At 50.1% G+C, this 24995-nt stretch carries 12 protein-coding genes, 3 tRNA genes and 3 rRNA genes; 2 read left to right on the top strand and 16 right to left on the bottom strand.

Annotated elements, in window-relative coordinates; all coding sequences use genetic code 11:
- Positions 1-124: 124 nt before the first annotated feature.
- The 7 genes from R0134_RS03490 to R0134_RS03460 all read right to left on the bottom strand — a co-directional run bounded on the left by R0134_RS03490 (position 125) and on the right by R0134_RS03460 (position 12794).
- Complete coding sequence (locus R0134_RS03490) at positions 125-1084, bottom strand: peptidylprolyl isomerase (protein WP_319783487.1); 960 nt, start codon at positions 1082-1084, stop codon at positions 125-127.
- Complete coding sequence (locus tag R0134_RS03485) at positions 1081-2616, bottom strand: ABC transporter substrate-binding protein (protein ID WP_319783486.1); 1536 nt, start codon at positions 2614-2616, stop codon at positions 1081-1083. Before R0134_RS03485 ends, R0134_RS03490 begins: the two co-directional genes overlap by 4 nt.
- A 25-nt stretch (positions 2617-2641) precedes the next feature.
- Positions 2642-3280 (bottom strand): SCO family protein, encoded by a 639-nt coding sequence (locus tag R0134_RS03480; protein WP_087037305.1) that lies wholly within the window; start codon positions 3278-3280, stop codon positions 2642-2644.
- A complete protein-coding gene (locus tag R0134_RS03475; protein ID WP_319783485.1) occupies positions 3277-3939 on the bottom strand; it encodes an SCO family protein in 663 nt (220 codons plus the stop codon). Before R0134_RS03475 ends, R0134_RS03480 begins: the two co-directional genes overlap by 4 nt.
- A 32-nt stretch (positions 3940-3971) precedes the next feature.
- Complete coding sequence (locus tag R0134_RS03470) at positions 3972-5954, bottom strand: YncE family protein (protein ID WP_319783484.1); 1983 nt, start codon at positions 5952-5954, stop codon at positions 3972-3974.
- Positions 5955-6011: 57 nt separating this feature from the next.
- The gene (gene mnxG / locus R0134_RS03465; protein WP_319784294.1) at positions 6012-11846 is read right to left on the bottom strand and encodes a manganese-oxidizing multicopper oxidase MnxG; all 5835 of its coding nucleotides are present in this window, start codon (positions 11844-11846) and stop codon (positions 6012-6014) included.
- 336 nt (positions 11847-12182) lie between these two features.
- Entirely contained in the window at positions 12183-12794 is a 612-nt protein-coding gene (locus R0134_RS03460) for a lytic transglycosylase domain-containing protein (protein WP_319783483.1), read from the bottom strand.
- A 207-nt stretch (positions 12795-13001) separates the two neighbouring features.
- Here R0134_RS03460 and gspG point away from each other — a divergent pair, with 207 nt between their 5' ends.
- Positions 13002-13415 carry a type II secretion system major pseudopilin GspG gene (gene gspG, locus R0134_RS03455; RefSeq protein WP_319783482.1) on the top strand — a complete coding sequence of 138 codons (414 nt, stop codon included), beginning with the start codon at positions 13002-13004 and terminating at the stop codon, positions 13413-13415.
- A 17-nt stretch (positions 13416-13432) separates the two neighbouring features.
- Complete coding sequence (locus tag R0134_RS03450) at positions 13433-14623, top strand: type II secretion system F family protein (RefSeq protein WP_319783481.1); 1191 nt, start codon at positions 13433-13435, stop codon at positions 14621-14623.
- 51 nt (positions 14624-14674) lie between these two features.
- Here R0134_RS03450 and R0134_RS03445 read toward each other — a convergent pair whose 3' ends face one another.
- From R0134_RS03445 to R0134_RS03405, 9 genes are all read right to left on the bottom strand, one after another.
- Positions 14675-16078: a sigma-54 dependent transcriptional regulator gene (locus R0134_RS03445; protein WP_319783480.1), complete on the bottom strand. Its 1404-nt coding sequence runs from the start codon at positions 16076-16078 to the stop codon at positions 14675-14677.
- Positions 16060-17541 (bottom strand): HAMP domain-containing sensor histidine kinase, encoded by a 1482-nt coding sequence (locus R0134_RS03440; RefSeq protein ID WP_319783479.1) that lies wholly within the window; start codon positions 17539-17541, stop codon positions 16060-16062. The genes R0134_RS03445 and R0134_RS03440 overlap by 19 nt, the downstream gene beginning before the upstream one ends.
- 279 nt (positions 17542-17820) lie before the next feature.
- A complete protein-coding gene (locus R0134_RS03435) occupies positions 17821-18291 on the bottom strand; it encodes a heme-binding protein (RefSeq protein WP_319783478.1) in 471 nt (156 codons plus the stop codon).
- Positions 18292-18857: 566 nt separating this feature from the next.
- A tRNA-Asp gene (locus R0134_RS03430) sits at positions 18858-18934 on the bottom strand.
- A gap of 34 nt (positions 18935-18968) precedes the next feature.
- Positions 18969-19083: ribosomal RNA gene (gene rrf / locus R0134_RS03425) — 5S ribosomal RNA — on the bottom strand.
- A gap of 115 nt (positions 19084-19198) precedes the next feature.
- Positions 19199-22091, bottom strand: a 23S ribosomal RNA gene (locus tag R0134_RS03420).
- Positions 22092-22493: 402 nt separating this feature from the next.
- Positions 22494-22569: transfer RNA gene (locus tag R0134_RS03415), tRNA-Ala, on the bottom strand.
- Between the two features lie 142 nt (positions 22570-22711).
- Positions 22712-22788 (bottom strand) — tRNA-Ile (locus R0134_RS03410).
- 142 nt (positions 22789-22930) lie between these two features.
- Positions 22931-24473 (bottom strand): 16S ribosomal RNA (locus tag R0134_RS03405).
- Together the 16S, 23S and 5S rRNA genes with 3 tRNA genes alongside form the textbook arrangement of a ribosomal RNA operon.
- Positions 24474-24995: the final 522 nt, after the last annotated feature.

Below are 24995 nucleotides of genomic sequence, written 5' to 3'. Positions count from 1 at the left end.
AATTTATTCTCTACATCATAGGAATAGCCGATGTTTTCATTAGATACTGCGAGCGAGCACCCAAAAATGGGGAAAGGTCGGGGGAGTCGGGTAAATTACCCGACATTGGGGAATTAATTCACTATTAGCGAGACAAGATTACAACCTCACTATCAGCCCGCAATTGTACAAGTGCGGCAGTGCGAGCTTGGTTGATTTGTTCGCTAGCAAGCTGTCGTAGGATCAGCTCCTTCGCTTCTTGCTGTGGCATGGTTACAGCGGGATGACGCTGTTCGAGTTTGATCAAATGCCAACCGTACTGGGTTAATACCGGTTCACTGATGGCTCCCGGTAACAAGGCAAAGGCCGCCGTTTCAAATGACGGAACCATGTCACCTCGTTGAAAATCATCCAGCAGACCGCCCTGCTCCGCCGTACTGTCTTGCGAATAACGGCGCGCCAGAGCGGCAAAGTCAGCGCCTTGGTTTAATTGCTGTTGTAAGCTCGTTATTTGCTTGTGCACCTCTGCAACAGATTCCTGATCCGATGCTGTACTGACTTTAAGCAATATGTGCCTGGCCTGTATCAGCTCCGGACGCTCAAACTGTTTCACGTTCAGCTGATAAAGCCGCTCCACTTCTGCTGCTGATGGCGCAGACACCGGAGTGAGCGCCTCCAGCATCATCATGGCCGCTAGCTCCTGCCTTAAATAATCCGTATAACTTGACTCGTCAAACCCTTCTTGCACCAGCCGCCGAGCAAAACTTTCCGGACTGCCGAAAGCGGCTTTTAATTTTTTCAGTTCTCTCTGCACCCGCACCGGATCCACGTTAAGGCCACGTTTTTGTGCTTCTTGCCACAAGAGTTCCTTATCTATCAGCTGTTCCAACGCTTCTTTCCGGAACCGCTTATACACATTGGGACTGCGGATAGCGCCCACACTACGACCTTGGGCCAACAAATAATCAGCAAAATGACGCTCAAGTCGAAAATTGCTGATCTCGACTCCGTTCACCTTGGCTGCCACACCCACAACTTGAGCCCAAACGGAGCTTGCCTGAACGCAACATAAGAGCATCAATATGCCCATTTTGATTCCCTTCATAGCGAGTCCTCTATACGCAGATAAGGCCCCAAAGGCCGAAAGCGTCGATATTCAAGATCTACCGTCACTACATGAGCACCCACAGCCCCAACCCGCTTCCCTGGACCAAAATTCAGAGCTGGACTCAGCCCAGTATTAAAACCATAAAGGGCTTCAATTGCCGCCACCAATTTTTTTCGGCTGGCATCACGACCCGCACGCTTGAGGCCTTCACCCAGTAACACCGCAGCACAATAGGCTTGTACCTGCAGTGTGGTAGTTCGGCCACTGAGTTGGCGCTTCTGCCGAATCTTGGCCAGCTCAGAAGCGCCGGCGGGACTCCAATCACTGGGTAAAAAAGGATAAGCAAGAAACACCCGCTCGGAGAAAGAACTCGGAATATTAAAGACTTCCCCTGCAACTTGACCTGAAGCCGCAAACAGATAAGGACGCAGCCCAGACGCATGCCATCGCTCTGCCAAGTCGACAAAGTCTTCTGATGCACCAATGAAAAATAACGCCGGGTTTGTCGCTGCGGTGACAGCAATGGTCTCTTTCTGCTGGCGGCTATCCAACAGCTGCACCCCAAGCCAGCCAGAGCGGCGTAGCTTTTCTGCTAAAGACTCCGCTAGTTCGCGTTGATGAGCCTGATCTGAATAGGCAATGAGGGCAGTGCGTTCACTGGCGGGCAGCATGTCGCCGGCAAATTCACCCAAGGTTAGCAGTTGGTCACGCAAGCCAGCTAAAGGATGAAAGACCATGGCACTTTGGCGGTACTCCACCTGTGGGCCAAGCGGCCCTATCAACGGAATTCCCATCGCCTCGGCCCATTCTGTCAGCCCCTCCTCCAAGGTCGTCTCCAGTGGTGCGAGTAAAGAAAAAAAGGGTCCTTGCTGCTGTAATTCATCCAATGCCGCTTCGGCACTGGCTTTAGTTTCACCGGAATCTAGGATAATCAGCTCAAGCCGGCGGCCATGAATACCACCATTATCATTAATCCGCGCCAGCACCTCCTCAAGCACAGCTTCCACTGTTGTTCCCATTTCCGCCCAGCTCCCTGTCAGAGGAAGCAGACTACCGATCCGCAATTTGTCATCCTCCAACCCGAAATCATCGTCCTCTTCCAATCGTTTCAGATAGGCAGTCAAATTGTTCATATCACGCTGCGACATCACAAATCTGGGCATGGACGGATTCAACAGTTTTCCTGCCGAATCTCGCCCTTCAACTACGGCACGGGCAAAGGTTTGCTCGTCATAAGCGGGTCGAGTACGGCCATGACTCAGCCGCCCGCCATAAGAAAGGGTCAACCGCCGCCAGAGAATAGACGGCGGACGAACTCCGCCTTCCGGTCGACCCCGCCCGTCTGCGCCGTGGCAACTGGCACAAGGCATTACCGAAGCTGGCAATAGCGAGCCTGCAGCCCCAACTCGAGCCTGGATGATACTGTCCCCCGAGCCAGAGCCATGCAGAAACAGCTGCTTGCCTGCCATTTCTTGCGGGCTCAGTTCAAGGGCACCTGTTGGCCCACTCAGGCAGAGGAGACTGGCCATCAACCAACGCCGATAACGCATCAGATTAGTGCCTAGGCTCAGTCAACAGCTCTAAACGCTGTGCTATTGCGGGTACCGGAGCATCGGGCTGGATCTTGTTCCACCGTTTATTCGCCACATCACCGGCAATCAGCAAAGTAGAATGAGCCTCAGGGCTGGCAATAAAGTGCCCAAGACGAGACAACACCAAATCGACCTGCGCCTTGTCACCCGTTAGAAAAGTCCAATTCGGGCTTTCTATTTCATGCTTGCGTATAAATGCCTGCAGTACTTCGGGTTTATCGTTTAAAGGGTCGCTGGTAATGGAAATAAAATGCACTTGCTTAGCCGTCTTTTCGTCCATGGCTTCCCGTACCTCCTTCAGCTTGCGGGTTATCAAGGGACAGGCATCATCGCAATGGGTAAAGATCACATTGAGCAGCACGACTTTATCTTGCAATACATCACTGTAGAAACGCACCGTTTCTCCATGCTGGTTCTGCAATACCGTATCGGTAAAGTAGCTACGCGCATCCTGAGGCGCACTCACTTCAACTGGCGCACTCGTGGGTTTCATCTCAGCCCCTTCACTCTTTCCTTCAATATGATCACCATGATGTTCATGGGCGTAGAGAGGGCTCATCATCAGGCTCAGCAAAACCGCGCTAGTGGTAATAAATCTCATAGATGCGCTCCTGTATGCATAGCGGGATCCTGTTTAGCCAGCGAATGACGAGCGCTGCTGAGCTCGTCTACCTTGGCGACCAATACTTCTGGAGCAGTAAAACCATAGAATCGCGACCAGTTATTGCTGCGGCCATCACCGACCATGATCAAGGGTGGATGGGCCTCATAATCCGCGGCCCAAGCGCCCAACCCCTTTAGAGTTTGGTTTATCGATTGTGTGGTGCCGGTAAGCCAGATCCAGCCGTCCCCCGCGTTAAAACCCTGCGAATATTGCTGCAACCGAGAAGGAGTATCACGTAAGGGATCTACGCTGATGGACACCAGCTGCACCTCAGCTCCGACCCGCTCCCCCAGCAGGCTTTGTACCTGCTTCATTAATCCGGACACCACTGGGCACACTGTCGTACAACTGGTGTAAACAAAGCTCATCACCACTAGCTTGTCTGCCACCAGATCCTGCTTGAGGTTGACCGTGTGGCCATGTTGGTCGAGCAGGGGCACCTCGACGAAATGCACTGTGGTATCCGCTGCCTGAGTAGGCTCGGCGTGGGCATGCGCGTGCTGTTCAGGAGAATGCGCCTGCACTGACGCGCTGAGCAGACTTATGGTCATCAGAGTAAATAACTTAGCTGTGCGTGTGTTGCTGCATCCTTTCATGATCATTACTCCTGTAACGTTAATTCACCTCATCAACGAGACTGTGCCGTCTTCAATGTGGCGGCTTGTGTGCGTAGGCTCGTATAAGGCAGGTCATTAAATCCCAACCCCAGAGAGGTTGAAGCCAGATGCAAGTAATAGGCTCCAGTTGATTCTAGTTCAATTTTGGCCTCATAGAGGCCCTTCCCCACCTCCAGCACTTCAACTTCACGCGGACGAGAAGAAGGAGCAAGAAAATAACGTAGCCGTAAATCAGCAACGCCGCTCAGCGGCTGACTGTCTCGCCCCTGCGTCAACTGCACTCGTATCTTAGCCGGGGAGCCAGCTATCAAGGGTTTATCCCACATAAACTCCACCTTGGGCTTTTGTAACTGCTGCACCAGTGCCGGATCGAGTGCCACCTCGGTAGAAAAACAGTGCGTCAGCTCCGGTTGGTTGAGCATCAGCGCCACATCAAACTGACCGGCCGGCGGCAGCTTAACTCGGGTGCTGTAAACGCCGGGCTCTACCTCCCGTAAACTGCGATCTATCACCTTGGCTGCCCGCGCCGCATGCCCACGATTCAGGTAACTAAACATGGGGGCGTTCATCCCCTCAGTGTAGAAGTAGGTACTGTTGTCCACGGGATTAACCACGAACACCGCGGCGTCTTCCCTTGCCGGTGCCAAGCTGGTGGCGATGGGAAGATCCCCAGCCAGCTTGGGCGCCGCAGGTCCCGCTTCGAAACTCTGGACTGTGGGTGTTTTTCCTTCGCCCAAAGATAACAAACTAATCATGGAGACTTTGGATGAGGCAAGCCCGCGGATATAAGCATAAGAACGAGTGAATACCAGCTGATAAGGTTCAGCCGCCACTTCAACACTATGCAGCACTTCATCGGTTGCCGCGTCTATGATAGTTGCGCTGTCTTCCATGGTGTTGAGTACTATGCCAAAGCGGCCGTTCTGACTAAACCGCAAGGGTCCTATGCCGCGACCGATTTGAATGACCTTGCGCACCTGCAAACTACGCGCATCGACCACAGTCACAGTGCCGTCCTTGCCATCGCTGACATAAACAGCCTGCGATAAAGGCGAGAATGCCACTGCCAAGGGATGCGGCCCAGTATTGATTTTCGCTACTTGACTCAATGTCTCTACATCAAACACCGTCAAGGCTCCCGCATCCCGATTGCTGACAAAGGCATAACGAGAGTCGTCGCTAAAGGTAATATCATGATGCCCAGCCCCGGTGATCAGCGTTTTTACCCGCTCCAAACTCTGGGTATCAATGACGGTCACTCCGCCCTGCTCCGCATGGCGACTGTCGTTACCGACCCATAAATAACGCTGATCCGGCTGTAGTGCCACCCGGATCGGATCGGGCCCGGCCGCTATATTGGTCAACACCTTAAAGCTGTTGGTATCTATCACCGCCACTTCTCCGGCGTTGGGCATGGAGACATACAGTCGCTTGTCATCTGTACTTGCCACCCAATCCATGGGGGCACGCTTGAGTGCGATGCGACTTAGGGTACTGGTGATCCCCCCCACCGAAATGGACGGGTCTATCACCGTTAAACTGGCGTCTTGATTGAGTACCAGTAGATAGTAACTATTAAAGTCAATCAGCGGACGCGCTCCCATACGCCCCTTGAGGTAATAACCGATTCTGGACTTGCACTGCGATTGATAATCTCCCCCCTCGGGAACACTTTGGGCCGCATCGAGCCAAGCACCGGGTACCTGACCGGAAATGGGTTGCCCCGTAGTCGCATCGCGAAGACGAAACCGGATATCGACCAACTTTCCTTCTGTCGGCATAGCATCGTTACCAAGGGGACGGATTTCAAAGTCGATGTCAACGCCATCCCGCTGCAGGTGATTCATGTCCTCGGTTTCGGCGTTTTGAACAAGGTGGGCGGCAGCAACAGCCGCCGATGGTTTAGTGGTGGTCTCGGTCGCCTGCACTGGAAGCTGGGTAGCCAGCAAAGGTGCCGCGCAACAGAGCACATAAAATATCGATGATAGTTTCACAGGCCTATCCCTCACACTTAAGAAGCCCGGAATCCATTTCCGGGCTTAAGTTAATGACTATCTTCGGTTCCGATCACCTCGCGGTGGTCTGCCGTTATCTGCAGGCGGAGGTGTCACGGGTACAGACTGCTGGTTTTCGACCCGCAAGATGCCCCATAAGCCGTTGGCATTACCACCTCCCGCAAAATCTCGGTACAAATAGTCTCCTGGCACTGCATTCCCACCACCGGCACTCGGGAACATCATGCTGAAATGAGCCGCCGGCAGAATGTGTTCCTGAACCCCGGTATAAATGTCCAGCGGGTTATAACCAAAGGCCACAGACCCTATACCTGGGTATTTCATCGGATAACCATAACCGTCCTGTTTCTCGGCTATGTAAGGCATGCGTCCCCACACATGACCCGTCAGCTGGAAACTTCCCGAGCGACCGGCAGAGCTACTTTGCAGCACATGGGTACGGAACGGTTGCCCAGGAGCGACGGTCAATATCGGCGTTTCGGGGTCCGCACCGGTTAAAGCATTGCTGTAAGCCATATGAGCGTTGGGTATATCCCCCCAACCATGGCCCCCCGCACGACCAAAGGGAGCATCGGGTGCCTTGGCAAATCGGTACCAAAGCGGCTCACTCTTATAGTTGATCGCCATGCCTGAGTTATCTTCCGGATCCGCGGGTACCCCAAAGCCTTCCGGTGCCATATTTTCCACCGGTTTGCCATTGGCCCAACGCATGTTCAGCCCTCGTTGCCAAAGCAAGGTAAAGTCACGATAGGCCGGTTTACCCAAGGGCTGTACTCTTGCTGCAGCGCGCATGCCCGCATCTTCAGTCCAAGTAGACCCAAGGGGGCTGACCACCATGGCCGCCGACAAGCCTTTCTGTGGCTGCTTGATAGGATCCGCTTGCATCAGATTCAAACCACCGAACTCGATAGGCTGCGTCATGATCCGATCGACATTACGTCCCATACGAGCAACGGGTCGCCCTTCTCGTTCATAGTGCCCTGCATAATACTGATAACTACGGCTTGGATACTCAAGAGCTCCCGCTGCGCGTGGCGGCACTGTCTGTACTGGGTTAATACCCACGTTAGCACCGTCTCCTTTAGTGATGTCATAAGCCAGCAATTGTGCATGTAAGCCCACATGGCTGGAAGGTCGCATCAGATTATTGTTAAACGCCGTGACTCCTTTATTCGCAAAGCGGTCACGCTTAACCACGCTTGGCATCACAGAGAAGTTAGGTAAATCGGGCATCTCCATTGGTAATCTGTTTTCTAATGTGACGGTAACGCAATCACCGGCGGCCGCTCTCAGCATAAGCGGTTCAATAGGTACGCCCGCTTTCAGCTTACCGGTCTGAGGATCCAGATCGGACTTATGTACATACATGACGGCTGTGGGATCATGCAGCGGTCCAGATTGACCACCAATCACGCTAACTTCACCTGTTTCATCATCTATTACACTCGCCTCAGGTATGCTCACTAAACGTGAGTTATAAACCAAGGTGCCACCAGCAGGATTGAGCGGGCCACCCACATGCAGGCCGTTACCACTGGGGTCACCTATCGTCAGCCCTAAAGGGTTATCTAGGATATCGTTAGCCAGCACGGCCACTATTTCGTAGTTGCGCTGTGGCGTTATTCTGTTCCCAACACCATTGGGATCTGGCCCATAAATTGGACAGGACCCATTAAAGTCCGCCGTGTTACGCATCGCCAGCGGCTTTGGGTTACTCGGTAAGGGGAGTAAATCACTGCGGCTGTTGGTGTAGTTACGCATGATCCCCCACATACCATTCCAATAACCTTCTGCTGATGCACTCATGGAATAAAGGTAGTCACCTGTCTCTGAGTCCGAGCTTGAGAGCATGGCCACTGGGGCAGCAAAACCGAATTGCTCCGAGAGACCTACCATCTGCGAAGCACGCCAGCCGGAGTTAGAGCTAGAGCCGTAACCGGTGCCGGTACGCAGCCATTTAACCCCATGCAGGGCAACGTTGTGTGCCTCCTCATACCCACCCGCATGTATTCTTAACCGTACATTATCCCCAGAATAGGTACGCAGTAATGGGGTAAAAGGATCACCAGGCTGATCACCACCATAGTTGATGTGGGGTGGGAAGTGAGTTGTGCCACCGGTAGGTCCCACAGCCGAGGTAATGGCACTGGGTGCTAGGTTCAATGCGGGTATGGCTCGGTCGGTACGACTTTGCAGTGCGTAGGACAGGTCACCAGCCAGTCCTGCAGCCTGCATACCCGGTTTGCCATCAGGCGCCAGCCGTTCCGGATCATAGATACGCAGCCCCAGCGGCTCATTACGATAGTTAACAGTGTAAATACCGGGGTCTTCGACCGAGATCGCCTGCGGGCAAGGTCGGCTTGGACAACCGGGTACTTGACCGCCCTCCGCATCCACCACAGATTCCAGCAAAGAACTGGCTCCTTGGCGCACTGGCGGGTTAATGGCATAGCGGAAGCTATCGCTCGTCGCCGGATAGGCGTCAGCGTTAGGCACACCATCTGGGCCCGCGCCGACATAGACACCGGCCTCATAAGCATGTTGGAAATCACTGTACTCCAAGAAAAACTCTCGGAAACTGTCGTTCTTGCCATCACCGTTAAGATCACCTGTGGCAATCACAGCCTGCCAAGAGGTGGGGCCGCCATCTTGGCGTGTCGCCGTATCATACAGGCGCGCACCAGTTTCCGAGTGAAACCACTCAGAACCAGCTGGCTCAGTTAATACGGTGGCATAGAGTCCCAATTGTTGATGGGTTGAAGGAGAAAAATGATCATGGGTAAAAATATTGCCCAAGCCGCGATCGATATTATGAATATTCACCACAGGATCGGCGAACCAGCGCTGCATAGTGGTTCTCGCCCCTACCCAGTCGCTGCGATTGAACTGGCCAAAATAAGGATGCACCTTGGCCTCAGGGCACGCATCTGTCCCTTCGCGTGGATCATTGCTCTGGCACTGATTGTACTCACGAATCGCTGCGATACGCTCAACGACTGTAGTGGGTGACAAGACACCATCTTCATAGTTCCAGCCGTTAGCCCCACCATCGGAAGACGTCTGATCCCACTTAGGTAAGTGAATATGCTGCCCCATCACATCAGTCGGTGTGCGCACCTGATAGTCATCCAGCTCGAAAAAGGCAGGGATCAGGTTGGTTTGCTGGTACATAGCGCAATCGAAGGTGTTCAGTCGCATCACCAACGGCTCTGGTGGCTGCTGTTTATTGATGATGGGCCAAGCGTCTTCCCACAGCGCCAGCATCCGAGTCTGTGGATAGTGATACCCCACCTTGTTGAACACCGCATCAATTTGAATATTGGCGGCTTTATAAATGCGGGGCTTGTCGGCAGTAAATTGGGATGAGCCGGTAAAAGACATGCCATCCGCCCGTTCGCCGCTGACAAATTCACCAGGACCTGACGTTTGGGTCAAACGTTTTTGCCGATCATCGATACAGGGCTCAAAGAAAGGAGCCCCAGATACTGGGGGAGAACCGTTGGTCAAAAAGCTTCTCGGCTGCACTTCACCATTCGGTAACACCGTAAAACTGGGGTGCTGAGCCATGGCATGGTATGCCATGGCTGCCTGTTCGACATCGGTCCCCTCTTCTGGAAAGAAAACCGGCTTGGCACGGGTGATAACCTTAGTAAAATCCAGCGCGCTGGTGATCACTTCGGCTTCGCCGCCGCTCGACCAACCTTGCAGCGCGTGACGAGGCAAGCCACCATTCCAACCGTCTACCTGTGCAGGATCGAGTGCTGCCCACAAGCTATTACCGCTATCTTTTAATGCCTGAGCAGTAGCAGGCTCTAGCATATCTAACGGCGGCGTAGGTGCCCGCTGGCCGACAGTGTGCTCAATCCCACCAATCCAGAACGGGAAGCCTGGATTTTTCAGATTACCATCGGCGTTACGATTGGCCTCGCTGCGATCTACCAAAGCAACGGAACCCACAGCGACTAGTTCATCATCATCTTCAGGGTCACTGCCGTACTTGGTCACCACAGTCACCTTACCCGGCATAGGCGGCATGGCCTTGCCCGGTAGAGGCACGATTGCCGGTATAGGAGTGCCCGCCACTATTTCGCCATCGGGCAAGGCGCGCGCGTTTGCCGCGGGCAGGCCGCTGCGCAAAGCAAAAGGTTCAGAGTGATAACCATCATCTCCGTCTTCGGAAACCTGTAGACGAGTACCTTCTTCAAACACATCATGCACCCGCCACATCGCCCACATACCTTGAGCAAAGTGCGGATAAAAATGGCAGTGGTAGATAGAGTCACCGGCCGAACGGTTACGGTTACCTGAGCCGCCGTTGGCAATTTCATAGGTATAGCCCGATCCCGGGCCTAGGCCCTGAGCATCTAAGTAATCGGAGTTATCATCATTGGGGTTGAACAGCCACTGATGGCCATGTAAGTGAAAAATATGATTTTCAATACCCGAGTGAGTGTTACGTATTTTGACAAAGTCCCCCTGATAACTGTGACTAACGTTAGAGGGTTCGGCTGGATACAAAGCCATAGTAGCCTTAATACCTATGCTGTCAGCCGGAGGCACTTCACCAGGGCGCATCTGTTCCAAACCAACGTTGGCAGGCACATCCACTAACATGGCCACATCACCAACGGTATGCGCACTGAGGAAAAACTCCTCGTAAGCACACGACATACAATCATGCATGGGACCAACACCGAGCCGATTGGCAATCAGCTCCGAGCCCAAGCCACCGGCACCGTAGTTGATCATGAACGCATCCCGCACTGGCGCCAACACATGACCGAATACCGGATCGGCCCAATAACCAGGGAATGCCTGCGCGACAGCAACTTCATCCTGAAAGGCCGCAGTAAAGTCGCGAAAGGGTTCCAGTCGATTGGGCAAGGCGGGGTTTCGTTTGCCGATACTTTCCAACGGATAAGTCTCAGGCGGAAAGCTACCATCGGCATTAGGCCCCATGACAACGGTATCGGTATGGCTGGCAATAATCTCGTTACCGTCCACTAGGTTCAGAATAGGTAATCCAGCCTTACCTTCGGTCAACCAAGGTTCAGTCATGGGATAACGAGCTTCATAATTGATCACCGGCTGCCCCGCAGGTGTCCTAGCGGTGGTGGCTAATCGCATCTCTTCTTCGGTCAGGGTATTTCGGTAAACCTTGGCTCTTTTTGGCAACACAATAACTTGCGCAAACAGGCCATTACCCACGTTACCACTAGTACCTTCACCGCCTAAGGTGGCCCCATAGCTAGTTGCAGCAAAAGCACCTTCATGCTCGGCATAAAGGGTATAAGTGCGACTAGCACCTGGGGCTAACAAAGCACTCTCGTTACGACCAACATAAGTGGCAATATCGCCAATCGTGTTCACTGCCTGCATACCGGCCACTTCAAACCCGACATGCCGATCCGCGACTTGTTCATCAATGTGCAACTCGGCTACATCGGCATTATGAGGGTTGGACTGATTGGCCAATAGGTTCTGCAAGTTCACCGTCAAACAGTCACCGGCAGCCACCTTCAATACCAGTGGCCGGGGTCGCTTATCGGCTCTCAAGGTCACGCCACCGGGTACTGCAGCGCCTCCCATGGCCAAAGGAACATCATTGCTATCCACCACGTCTCGGCGCAGAGCGAACATCATGCCGTTCACATTCTGTGCACCTAAGCGGTTAAACATCAGGGGCTGGTCAAGAGCAACAATATTGGCTTCTAAATTGCGGGCGCAACTAATCGCCGCTTGTGCGTTGTGTGAGAAAAAGAGTAAGGCTGTCGTTAATAATATGGACCCAGAAATATGGGTTAATGACCTTGATGTTGCGTTACAAGGCGGGAGTGTATGGGATATTTCCGAATGACTGTTCCGTATCATCATGACAAGCCTCCAATATGCTCAATATCATCACTACCTCACATACAAGCAAAACCCATACCAACAATAAAAAACAATAAATTCAACAACTTAATTTTATTTATTTATTTTCTGGGTGTTATTCCCCCCCATTAACGGGGATGGAGCATTGGACAGCTGGCGCGACATTCTAATGAAGGCCACCCTTCATTTAATACAGAGCAAAAAAATAAGTGACACGGCCCATGCTGATTTTTAAATCCGATCTCCGACCCGCCGATGTTGGACACAATTAAGTTAGCTAGTTACCTAACCTGGGTGAAAAACCCCAATTATGGGGACAACATAGTGGGGAAATTAGTGCACCATGGCCTGTAACTGCCGATAATGTTCGGTCACTTTAGCTACATATTGCTGGGTTTCTGGGAAAGGAGGGATAATGTCACCACGTGTTCTTACCGCGCCTGGACCTGCGTTATAGGCCGCGAGTACTAAAGAAAGATCGTTATCGAACATCTTCATCAATCGTTTCACATAACGAGCGCCACCGCGGATATTCGACAAAGGATCCCAAGCATCATCGACACCCAGTTCTTTCGCCGTATCAGGCATTAACTGCATCAAACCAATCGCCCCTTTTGGGGACAGGGCGGACGGATTATAACTAGACTCAGCAGAAATTATCCCATGCAGTAAATTTTCTGACAGTTTTTGTTCCTGAGCAACCTGAGTAATCAAAGCAGCAAAAGGACGTCCTTTTAAGCTAGGTAAAGGCGCTAATACGTGGTCAATTCGTGCACCTTGTGGTGTAACTACCTTAGGCTCCCGCCGTAACAAGGTGTAGCGTTTTCCTTTAGCAGGAATATTCGTCAGAGTAATACTGCCGTCACTGGCGGTCATCACATACACATCAGCATGCACCCCAGTAGACAAACTTAAAACTAGCCAAATCAGAGTTGGTGCTTTCATCCTTGATCCTCCTCTCTGCCGCAATGAGGCATGAGTTTTGGAAACTCCCTTCCACACCCCATGCCCTGACCTTAGTAATCAAACCCCAGCAAGAAGCGCGCCAAAATAAAAAACGAGGAGTGCAATTAACTTGCATGATTATTGCATCCTCCTCATATGATCACCGCATAGGTAAATTTCATCGCCAAGGAATGGGGAGAAAAAAACATGCTAATACATAAGCAAAGGGGTTTTACTCTGTTAGAGCTGTTGGTGGTACTCGTGGTACTGGGTTTGCTCGCCGGCATAGTAGCCCCAAAGTATTTTGGCCAATTGGGACGTTCCGAAGTCAAAGTAGCGAGTGCCCAGATAGAGGGTTTCGCAAAGGCATTAGATCTCTACCGGTTGGACATGGGCCGTTATCCCAGTACCGAACAAGGCTTGAACGCCTTGGTCATAGCACCGGACAACGAACTCAAATGGGGCGGCCCTTATCTACAGAAACAAGTACCTCAAGATCCATGGGGGTTGAGCTATATTTATCGTTCTCCTGGTGAGTATGGCGATTACGACCTGCTGTCTTTGGGCAAGGACGGACAACCCGGTGGTGAAAACGAAAGTGCCGATATTGTCAGCTGGTAATAACACAGTGAGGTCATATGCGTTTTCATATCAAAGGGGTCACTAAACAAGCCGCTATTGTTTCTCTGACGCTAGAGGCATCATCTGCAGCGGATGCCCAACTGCTCGCCGAGAAGCAACAATTGCGTGTGCTCGCAGTGCGTCCTGCACAACGTTGGTCACTGAATCATTGGCGTCCCCGCGAGGCTTTTCCACTACTGTTATTCAGTCAAGAACTGGCCACCTTGCTAAAAGCTGGACTGGCGCTGATCGATGCCTTAGAAAGCTTGGCAGAGAAAGAATCAACGCCGCGAGCAAATAAGATCCTTTCTGGCCTTGTTCGCCAACTCTATGAGGGAAAATCATTTTCTTTGGCATTGGCGCAGTTTCCCTCAGACTTTCCATCTCTCTATATTGCTTTGATACAGTCCAGTGAAAAAACCGGTACCGTCGGTGAATCTCTAGATCGGTATGTTAGCTATCATCGTCGAATGGATGAGATCCGCCAAAAGGTACTTAGTGCCTCACTCTATCCGCTTCTGCTCTTCGTTGTCGGTTGCGGGGTACTGCTGTTTTTAATCGGTTATGTGGTCCCCCGCTTCAGTCTGGTGTTTGAAGGAGTAGGTACTAATCTGCCTTGGCTATCGCAACTGTTGTTAAAATCGGGATTGCTCCTGAATCAACATATGCTCGTTATCTTGGGAGGCTTGCTACTGGTTATTCTGAGTTTGGTCGTACTACTCAGACAGGAGAAAGTACGACGGGCAATGATAACTTTGATTAATAAAGTGCCCGCCATCCGCAAACGCTTATTCGCCTATGAGCTGGCGCGTTTTTATCGTTCACTGGGTATTTTACTGCAAGGGGGAATTCCCATTTTGACGGCTATGGCAATGGTTAGTGATCTACTTGGCGTTATGTCTCGCCCTCGACTCGAAGAGGCCAGACAGAGCATACAAGAAGGACATCCTTTGTCAGCAGCGCTATCAGAAAAAGGACTAACGACTTCTGTTGCCCTGCGCATGCTGCGCGCGGGTGAACAGTCGGGAAAACTAGGAGAAATGATGGAACGCACTGCGGATTTCTATGACGAGGAAAACAATCGTTGGGTCGAATGGTTTGTGCGTTTGTTTGAGCCTTTACTAATGACCTTTATCGGGCTGCTCATCGGCGTGATTGTTATTCTGATGTATATGCCTATCTTCGATCTGGCTTCAAGCATTCAGTAATATAATGGGCAGTCGAATACGCTGTTACCGATGAGCTCTATTGGCAATCTCTCACCGCTGGGGCCGTATCAGGCCAAGGCGCTCTATACGGTAGCGTAACATATCCCGAGTGATACCTAACAGGCGGGCCGACTTGGTGACATTCCAGTCGGTCTTGTCCAATGTTTTTATCACTAGGCTCCGCTCCACCTCAGGCAAACTTTCTTCATTTACCGCTCCTCCAGCTGAGTTAACACTCTCATGATGGACAGAATTGGCCACTGATATTGGATTGATCGCCAGCTGATTTGGCTTAATTATCGCTCCCTGTGTCAATAAAACGGCCTGTTCTAATATGTTACGCAATTCTCGTACGTTACCCGGCCAATGGTAAGCTTTAAGTAAGGATTCCGTATCCTCAGAAAAAATCAATCCAGATTTACCATAACGCTTACCATGCATATTAAGAAAATAATTTGCTAACAATAATATATCGTCGCCACGTGATGAAAGACTCGGCACCTTAATAGAAATAATTCTCAGCCGAAAAAACAAATCACGACGAAAGGTGCCTTCTTCTACCATTTGTTCTAGGTCGCGATTAGTTGCACTAATAATTCGCAAATTAATTTTTCGCTCTATAATCGAGCCGATCCGACGAATAGTACGGTCTTCCAATAATTTAAGTAGCTTGGCCTGAAGCGCGAGATCCATTTCTCCCACTTCATCTAAAAATAAAGATCCCCCATCCGCCGCCTCTACGAGCCCAATTCTACGCTCCTTGGCATCGGTGAAGGCACCCTTCTCGTGGCCAAATAATTCAGCTTCCAATAAATGCGCTGGAATTGAGGCACAATTAAACTCAATAAAAGGCTCTTTACGGCGAACACCATCGACATGCAATGCTCTCGCAACAAGTTCTTTGCCGGTTCCTGTATCCCCCTCAATCAAGACACTGGGCAGATCCGTATCCGTCATGCGGCTTTCCGCATCGAGTAACTGCCGTATAGTTTGTTTGACCTGTAGCATCACGGATGAATTGCCAAGCATGGCATCTAGCCCTGCACTCTGTACATCACGGCTCTGATAGAAAGACAATTGATATTCCATACGTTGGGCGGCTAACGTTTTATCGAGCAGCAATTTAAGCTCGGCCAATATGACGGGCTTAGTCAGATAATGAAAAGCACCCGCTTTCATAGCAGTAACGGCATCTTCTATATTGCCAAAGCCTGTCATCATGATGACTTTAAGTTGAGGGTCACTAGAGTGAATATGTCGAATAAACTCTATCCCATTCATGCCAGGCAGCGAGTTGTCCGTCAACACCACATCAGGGTGATGAGTTTCCAATAGCTTTAGTGCCTCTTCTGCTGAGTGGCATACCAAGGCTTCAAATTTCTTGAGTTTAAGGTATGTCTGAATGTTCTCTGCCAACGTTTGGTCATCTTCAACAATCAGTATGCTGTACTCCATGGCTTACCTCCCGTAGCGACCTTGAAACGCAAGTTCACTTGTGTACCTTTTTTCTCGCAGGAACTTAGCTCAACCTGCCCGTCAAATCGTTCCATCAAACGCTTAACTAGCATTAATCCGATTCCTACCCCACCTTGTTTGGTGGTATAGAAAGGTTTAAAAGCCATCATCTCCTGTCGCTTTGTCATTCCTTTACCAGTGTCACTAATAGTCACATTCAAACAGCGCTGGCTGACATCCTGTTCAGCTACAATACGGAGCAAACCACCATCAGGCATAGCTTCAATAGCATTAGCTATTAAGCTATTTAATACCTGAGTGAGCAACGTTCGTCGACTGATTACGAGGGAAACTTGTTTTATTTCACATTCGACTTTAATATTTGAATTATGTATTTGTGTCTTAAATGCAAGCACAGCTTCCCGAATGACTATTACTGGATCCACAGCTTCACTCTCGCCCGCAAGAGAGGGGGAGGAGACTAATAATTCACGTATCCACTGTGACATACGGTCAACCTGATTAATGATATCATTAATATTTTTATGAATAGGCTGATCGGACAACTCTAATGATAGCTCAGCACTAGAGCGAATGGAGGCGAGTGGATTACGCAGACTATGTGCGATTGATGACGACATTTCCCCCAATACCACAAAGGTTTCATTGGCAATCAGCTGTTGCTGCTGCGAAGCCAGTTGAACAGATGCCCGATATACGATCCAAAACAGCCCCAAATACATTAAACCACCACTAAGGGCCACAGCCTGCCAGATCAATACGTATCCACGTTGGATCCGCGCGTTAAGATCTCTGGGCTCTTTGTATATTTCAACAACAGCTAACACGTTATTATTAATATCAAGCAGTGGAATGTAGTTCTCGATATACAAATCTTTCGGTAACCAGTGGAATTGCTGTTCAGACCTATGCTCATCAACATTATAATGACTGCTAGCAACGTAACGCCGAAGATTAAATGCGTCATCGAGCTCATTATTATCTACAATTTTTTTACCAATTAATTCTGGATTAGTTGACCAAACAATATCTCTATCATTTGAATATATATTAGCTAGGAGTAAGTCGGGTAAGTGGGATATGTGGTCAAGGAACTCATTCCTTGCTTTTTTTACACGAACATCAGCAACCTCAAAAGATTCCGAATATTTATAATGCAGAGCAGGAAAAAAAAACTCACCAATGGTTGGCAACAGAGGAATACCGGCATGAACAACTTCCACCTCTGCTATGGATTGTATGAACTGTGCGCTCAACATCGAATCACGATCTATGCTTTCATTGCGCAAAAATTGTGTAGTAATAGATCCAACACCAATAGCAACAGCCGCGATCAGCAAAGCACTAAGCAATGAAAACCAGCGTAGGAAACGGAATCTAGAATGATGCCGACCGGCACGAAATAGACTTATGATTCGAATGTTTTCAAATAGATGCCGCATAGGACTTCCTGTCCTTAGTTTATTGTAAAACCATATTGTTAGTGTTGGCCACGACAAATTTAGTTTAGTACATTGATGAAAACACTACTTACTCCTTTCCTTATTCTAGAACATATTTATTATTTTGCTTAAGGAGACGCATCAAAATTTTAAAACATACCATGTTTTTAGAATTTAAAATGGGTGCTGTGACGTAACTCACAAATTACAAAATTTACTGTGCATAAAACTAAAGGTAGAAACAACACCCGTTACAGAATGAATTCAACTAGCTTGGAACTATTTCAAGACTTCTTTTATTGCTGCTTCGGCACAAGCTTGATCTAAGTGGCCACCTGGAGCGCCACCGACACCAATTCCAGCTACCAGCTGATCATCAATGCGTATCGGCATACCACCGCCCAAGATCAAAATGTCTGAGTGCATATCACGTAGGCCCGATAAAGCAGGTTTATCGGCAATGTTATTCGCCATGTCTGCCGTAGCCATACCCATAGAAGCTGCGGTAAAGGCCTTCTTACGAGCGCTTTCTATCGTGTGTGGACCAGCGAGTTCATCTCGAGCCAAGGCCTTGAGTACACCTGAGCGGTCAACTACAGCAACCGTTACATGATATCCATCTTTGGCGCATTGCTTGAGACCTGCGGCCACCAATTGCAGGGCTGTATCTGTGTTTAGTGTAATGCTACTCACAGTTTGTGCCTGTACACTAATGCTGGCCAAAGCCAGTAGTAACAAAGGTGTTCTCATCCTTATATCTCCGTAGCAAAAGTCATATTGACTATAGTCACCCTAACTTGTACCCGCCTTTTATTTATCTACATCCCTATGCTAATTATTTTACTTGAAGATAATTCGGCTATTCCCGATTACTCACAAGATTAACAACTTTTAACTACAACAAGGAGGGACTTATACAATTCTAAGTAAAGAGTCGTCCGTCAGCAGCAGTTTGAATATGCCTATTTTTTCTGCTCCGTCTACCCAGACAGAGCAATAGATCAAGCCCTTGTGATGCCCTAGACAAGCACAGAAACAATGCGGACTCACCTAAGACAGATCGCTGACATTACTGAGCCAGACCGGCATGCGATAGTGATAATGGATAGTGTTGGCTGGCATACCCATGACATTGCAGTTGGAACACTAGAGAAGATAACCGTAGTGATGAACACCAGTCAAAACAGGAGCCTGCTCATCAGATGGTCACGGTTTGGTGACGGAGGTGGATTTGATAATGTCAAAATGAGGAGTTTTAACGAGGATAAAAAAGCAAAAAGCCCTTAGCTATCAATAAGCTAAGGGCTTTTTTAAAATGGCGGAGTGGACGGGACTCGAACCCGCGACCCCCGGCGTGACAGGCCGGTATTCTAACCAACTGAACTACCACTCCGCAAAGATGGGATAGTTAAGATACTAAATGAGTTGCCTGGCAGTGACCTACTTTCACATGGCAGCTGCCACACTATCATCGGCGCGGCTGCGTTTCACTACTGAGTTCGGCATGGGATCAGGTGGTTCCACAGCGCTATGGCCGCCAGGCATAAATTGTAATCTGGAAGGCTGATTTTGTATCAAAGCAGGTTTAGGTGCTCTGATTTAAATAATTTGTGTTTGTTGTTCTTGACCGCAAGGTCTCACACTTCTTGGGTGTTGTATGGTTAAGCCGCACGGGTAATTAGTACAGGTTAGCTCAACGCATCGCTGCGCTTACACACCCTGCCTATCAACGTTGTAGTCTCCAACGGCCCTTCAGAGGGCGTAAAGCCCTAGGGATGACTCATCTTGAGGCTCGCTTCCCGCTTAGATGCTTTCAGCGGTTATCGATTCCGAACGTAGCTACCGGGCAATGCATCTGGCGATACAACCCGAACACCAGGGGTTCGTCCACTCCGGTCCTCTCGTACTAGGAGCAGCTCCTCTCAATCATCCAACGCCCACGGCAGATAGGGACCGAACTGTCTCACGACGTTCTGAACCCAGCTCGCGTACCACTTTAAATGGCGAACAGCCATACCCTTGGGACCGACTTCAGCCCCAGGATGTGATGAGCCGACATCGAGGTGCCAAACACCGCCGTCGATATGAACTCTTGGGCGGTATCAGCCTGTTATCCCCGGAGTACCTTTTATCCGTTGAGCGATGGCCCTTCCATACAGAACCACCGGATCACTATGACCTACTTTCGTATCTGCTCGACCTGTCCGTCTCGCAGTTAAGCTGGCTTATGCCATTGCACTAACCGTACGATGTCCGACCGTACTTAGCCAACCTTCGTGCTCCTCCGTTACTCTTTAGGAGGAGACCGCCCCAGTCAAACTACCCACCAGGCACTGTCCGCAACCCCGATAAGGGGCCTACGTTAGAACATCAGACATACAAGGGTGGTATTTCAAGGTTGACTCCATAGCAACTAGCGTCACTACTTCACAGTCTCCCACCTATCCTACACATGTAGGGCCAATGTTCAGTGCCAAGCTATAGTAAAGGTTCACGGGGTCTTTCCGTCTAGCCGCGGGTATACGGCATCTTCACCGCAAATTCAATTTCACTGAGTCTCGGGTGGAGACAGCGTGGCCATGATTACACCATTCGTGCAGGTCGGAACTTACCCGACAAGGAATTTCGCTACCTTAGGACCGTTATAGTTACGGCCGCCGTTTACTGGGGCTTCAATCAAGAGCTTCACCCGAAGGCTAACCCCATCATTTAACCTTCCAGCACCGGGCAGGTGTCACACCGTATACGTCCTCTTACGAGTTTGCACAGTGCTGTGTTTTTGATAAACAGTTCCAGCCACCTGGTCACTGCGGCTGAGTCACGCTCCATCCGCAAGGGATTTCACATGCCTCAGCGTACCTTCTCCCGAAGTTACGGTACTATTTTGCCTAGTTCCTTCACCCGAGTTCTCTCAAGCGCCTTAGTATTCTCTACCCGACCACCTGTGTCGGTTTGGGGTACGATTCACGTGTACCTGAAGCTTAGAGGCTTTTCCTGGAAGCGGGGCATCAGTGACTTCACCGCCGTAGCGATTTCGTCTCAGGCCTCAGCATTGCGCGTCCGGATTTACCTAAACACGCTGCCTACACCCTTTCACCAGGACAACCAACGCCTGGCTCACTTAGCCTTCTCCGTCCCCCCATCGCAGTACACGTCAGTACGGGAATATTAACCCGTTTCCCATCGACTACGCTTTTCAGCCTCGCCTTAGGGGTCGACTCACCCTGCCCCGATTAACGTTGGACAGGAACCCTTGGTCTTTTGGCGTGGAGGTTTTTCACCCCCATTATCGTTACTCATGTCAGCATTCGCACTTCTGATATCTCCAGCATGCTTCACAACACACCTTCGCAGACTTACAGAACGCTCCCCTACCACGCACTCAATAAAGAGTGCATCCGCGGCTTCGGTGCATAGTTTAGCCCCGTTACATCTTCCGCGCAGGCCGACTCGACCAGTGAGCTATTACGCTTTCTTTAAATGATGGCTGCTTCTAAGCCAACATCCTGGCTGTCTGAGCCTTCCCACTTCGTTTCCCACTTAACTATGACTTTGGGACCTTAGCCGGCGGTCTGGGTTGTTTCCCTCTTCACGATGGACGTTAGCACCCACCGTGTGTCTCCCGGATAGTACTTTACGGTATTCGGAGTTTGCATGGGGTTGGTAAGTCGGGATGACCCCCTAGCCCAAACAGTGCTCTACCCCCGTAAGTATTCGTCCGAGGCTCTACCTAAATAGATTTCGGGGAGAACCAGCTATCTCCCGGTTTGATTGGCCTTTCACCCCCAACCACAAGTCATCCCCTAATTTTGCAACATTAGTGGGTTCGGTCCTCCAGTTGATGTTACTCAACCTTCAACCTGCTCATGGCTAGATCACCGGGTTTCGGGTCTAATCCTAGCAACTATTCGCCCAGTTAAGACTCGGTTTCCCTACGGCTCCCCTATACGGTTAACCTTGCTACTAAAATTAAGTCGCTGACCCATTATACAAAAGGTACGCAGTCACCCAACAAGTGGGCTTCCACTGCTTGTACGTACACGGTTTCAGGTTCTATTTCACTCCCCTCACAGGGGTTCTTTTCGCCTTTCCCTCACGGTACTGGTTCACTATCGGTCAGTCAGGAGTATTTAGCCTTGGAGGATGGTCCCCCCATATTCAAACAGGATATCACGTGTCCCGTCCTACTCGATTTCACATTAAAGGCAATTTAGTGTACGGGGCTATCACCCACTACGGCTGGTCTTTCCAGGACCATTCCACTATCGCCAAGAATGCTTAAGGGCTGGTCCCCGTTCGCTCGCCGCTACTAGGGGAATCTCGGTTGATTTCTTTTCCTCGAGGTACTTAGATGTTTCAGTTCCCTCGGTTCGCCTCGTTACACTATGTATTCATGTAACGATACTCTACTAAGTAGAGTGGGTTTCCCCATTCGGATATTACGGACTCAAGCGCTTCTTACCAGCTCATCCGTACTTAACGCAGGTTAGCACGTCCTTCATCGCCTCTGACTGCCAAGGCATCCACCGTGTACGCTTAGTCACTTAACCATACAACCCCAAGAAGTGTGTTTTATACGGCGTTTGCTGAGCGATTTCTTCGTTGCGACTCTCACTCGTGCTATCACATAGAAAACTATGCTCAAGCACTCGTTCAAGTTCGCGCCTCGAACTCGCGTTGCTAACGCTCGTCTAAAAGCCCACTTTATAAAAGCGAACCTTAGACAGTATAAAAACAATTCTCTAAGCGGGGTCGTTTGCATCAGTGACTGATGCTTACAACACTATTTCGCCAAGAATTTCTAAGACACTTGCGTATCAAGAACTACAAATTATTTCTATCAGCTTTCCAGATTGTTAAAGAGCGTGACTTCGTTAGAAATCAAAGTGATAAACTGACCAGCAGTGTATGTCTTTGATGTCTAGACTTCGGCTTTTGGTGTTAGCACTAAATGGTGGAGCTATGCGGGATCGAACCGCAGACCTCCTGCGTGCAAGGCAGGCGCTCTCCCAGCTGAGCTATAGCCCCATTTAGTTCTTAGCTTTGTGTTTAGCTTTACACTATATGCACAGTGTTCAACTTGTCACCAAATCATGCTAAGACAAGGAAATAAGATGAGGAAGTTTAGCACGCTAAACGACGAGTCTTATGACGAAGTATTAGGGTGATTTGGTGGGTCTGGGTGGATTCGAACCACCGACCTCACCCTTATCAGGGGTGCGCTCTAACCAACTGAGCTACAGACCCAAAACCGTTTTTACCCTCAAACCTGCTCAAAAGCGGCACTCTGAGGGCAAAAAATCGCACCAGCAGCTTTTGCCCATGCGATTTAAGTCACTCTTTCTTATCAAGCAAACTGTGTGAACACTCAACAGACGTTAAGTTAAGGTAAGGAGGTGATCCAACCCCAGGTTCCCCTAGGGTTACCTTGTTACGACTTCACCCCAGTCATGAATCACTCCGTGGTAAACGCCCTCCCGAAGGTTAAGCTATCTACTTCTGGAGCAACCCACTCCCATGGTGTGACGGGCGGTGTGTACAAGGCCCGGGAACGTATTCACCGTGGCATTCTGATCCACGATTACTAGCGATTCCTACTTCATGGAGTCGAGTTGCAGACTCCAATCCGGACTACGACGCGCTTTCTGGGATCCGCTCACCATCGCTGGTTGGCTTCCCTCTGTACGCGCCATTGTAGCACGTGTGTAGCCCTACCCGTAAGGGCCATGATGACTTGACGTCGTCCCCACCTTCCTCCGGTTTATCACCGGCAGTCTCCCTTGAGTTCCCGCCATTACGCGCTGGCAACAAAGGATAAGGGTTGCGCTCGTTGCGGGACTTAACCCAACATCTCACGACACGAGCTGACGACAGCCATGCAGCACCTGTATCAGCGTTCCCGAAGGCACCGATTCATCTCTGAAAAGTTCGCTGTATGTCAAGGGTAGGTAAGGTTCTTCGCGTTGCATCGAATTAAACCACATGCTCCACCGCTTGTGCGGGCCCCCGTCAATTCATTTGAGTTTTAACCTTGCGGCCGTACTCCCCAGGCGGTCAACTTAATGCGTTAGCTCCGAAACCCACGTCACAAGGACACAGACTTCAAGTTGACATCGTTTACAGCGTGGACTACCAGGGTATCTAATCCTGTTTGCTCCCCACGCTTTCGCACATGAGCGTCAGTCTTTGTCCAGGGGGCCGCCTTCGCCACTGGTATTCCTTCCAATCTCTACGCATTTCACCGCTACACTGGAAATTCTACCCCCCTCTACAAGACTCTAGTTTGCCAGTTCCAAATGCAGTTCCCGAGTTGAGCTCGGGGCTTTCACATCTGGCTTAACAAACCGCCTGCGTGCGCTTTACGCCCAGTTATTCCGATTAACGCTTGCACCCTCCGTATTACCGCGGCTGCTGGCACGGAGTTAGCCGGTGCTTCTTCTGTGGTTAACGTCACAGTAGCAACGTATTAAGCTGCTACCTTTCCTCACCACTGAAAGTGCTTTACAACCCGAAGGCCTTCTTCACACACGCGGCATGGCTGCATCAGGGTTTCCCCCATTGTGCAATATTCCCCACTGCTGCCTCCCGTAGGAGTCTGGGCCGTGTCTCAGTCCCAGTGTGACTGGTCATCCTCTCAGACCAGTTAGAGATCGTCGCCTTGGTGAGCCATTACCTCACCAACAAGCTAATCTCACTTGGGTTCATCCAATCGCGAAAGGCCCGAAGGTCCCCTCCTTTCCCCCGTAGGGCGTATGCGGTATTAGCCATCGTTTCCAATGGTTATCCCCCTCGACTGGGCAGATCCCCAAGCATTACTCACCCGTCCGCCGCTCGTCAGCAAAATAGCAAGCTATCTCCTGTTACCGCTCGACTTGCATGTGTTAGGCCTGCCGCCAGCGTTCAATCTGAGCCATGATCAAACTCTTCAATTAAAGACTTGATGCTCAATGAATTGCTGATGTACTTCTATTTCTAGGTGCACTTCACAAGACATTGATAAACAATATTATTTTGTTCTCAACGTGCTGCTAAGTGCCCACACAGTTTGCTTGATAAATTGTTAAAGAGCGTGACCGTATCTCAGGTCAGGGATGCGTATTCTACGCATTCCTCAGTGTTCGTCAAGTGTTTGTTTCAAACTAATTTTTCGTTCTCTGCAAACCCTTGTGACCGTGAGCGCCTTGCCCCGTGTCAGTGGAGGCGAGTATAGAGATCTGAGCTTTTAGCGCAAGGCGTTTCTTACGATAAATGACACTTTAATGACTGACTGCTTAAACACCCAGCAAGCGCACAAGATACCCACAGAGTTATGCACATTAAGCCGGTGTAGTGTGAAGTGTAAGGGGTGAGGCGGAGACATAAAACCGCATCCAGAGCCTAACACTTGGCGCAAAGTAAAAGATAAAGCGGTTATAAAGCCGTGACTTCAGGATGTGTATTGCATTGGCTAAGGG

The sequence above is a fragment of the Oceanisphaera sp. IT1-181 genome, assembly GCF_033807535.1.
Classification (GTDB): Bacteria; Pseudomonadota; Gammaproteobacteria; order Enterobacterales; family Aeromonadaceae; genus Oceanimonas.
Note: the sequence above shows the minus strand (reverse complement) of the source record. Positions and strands in the feature narration are given on the sequence as shown.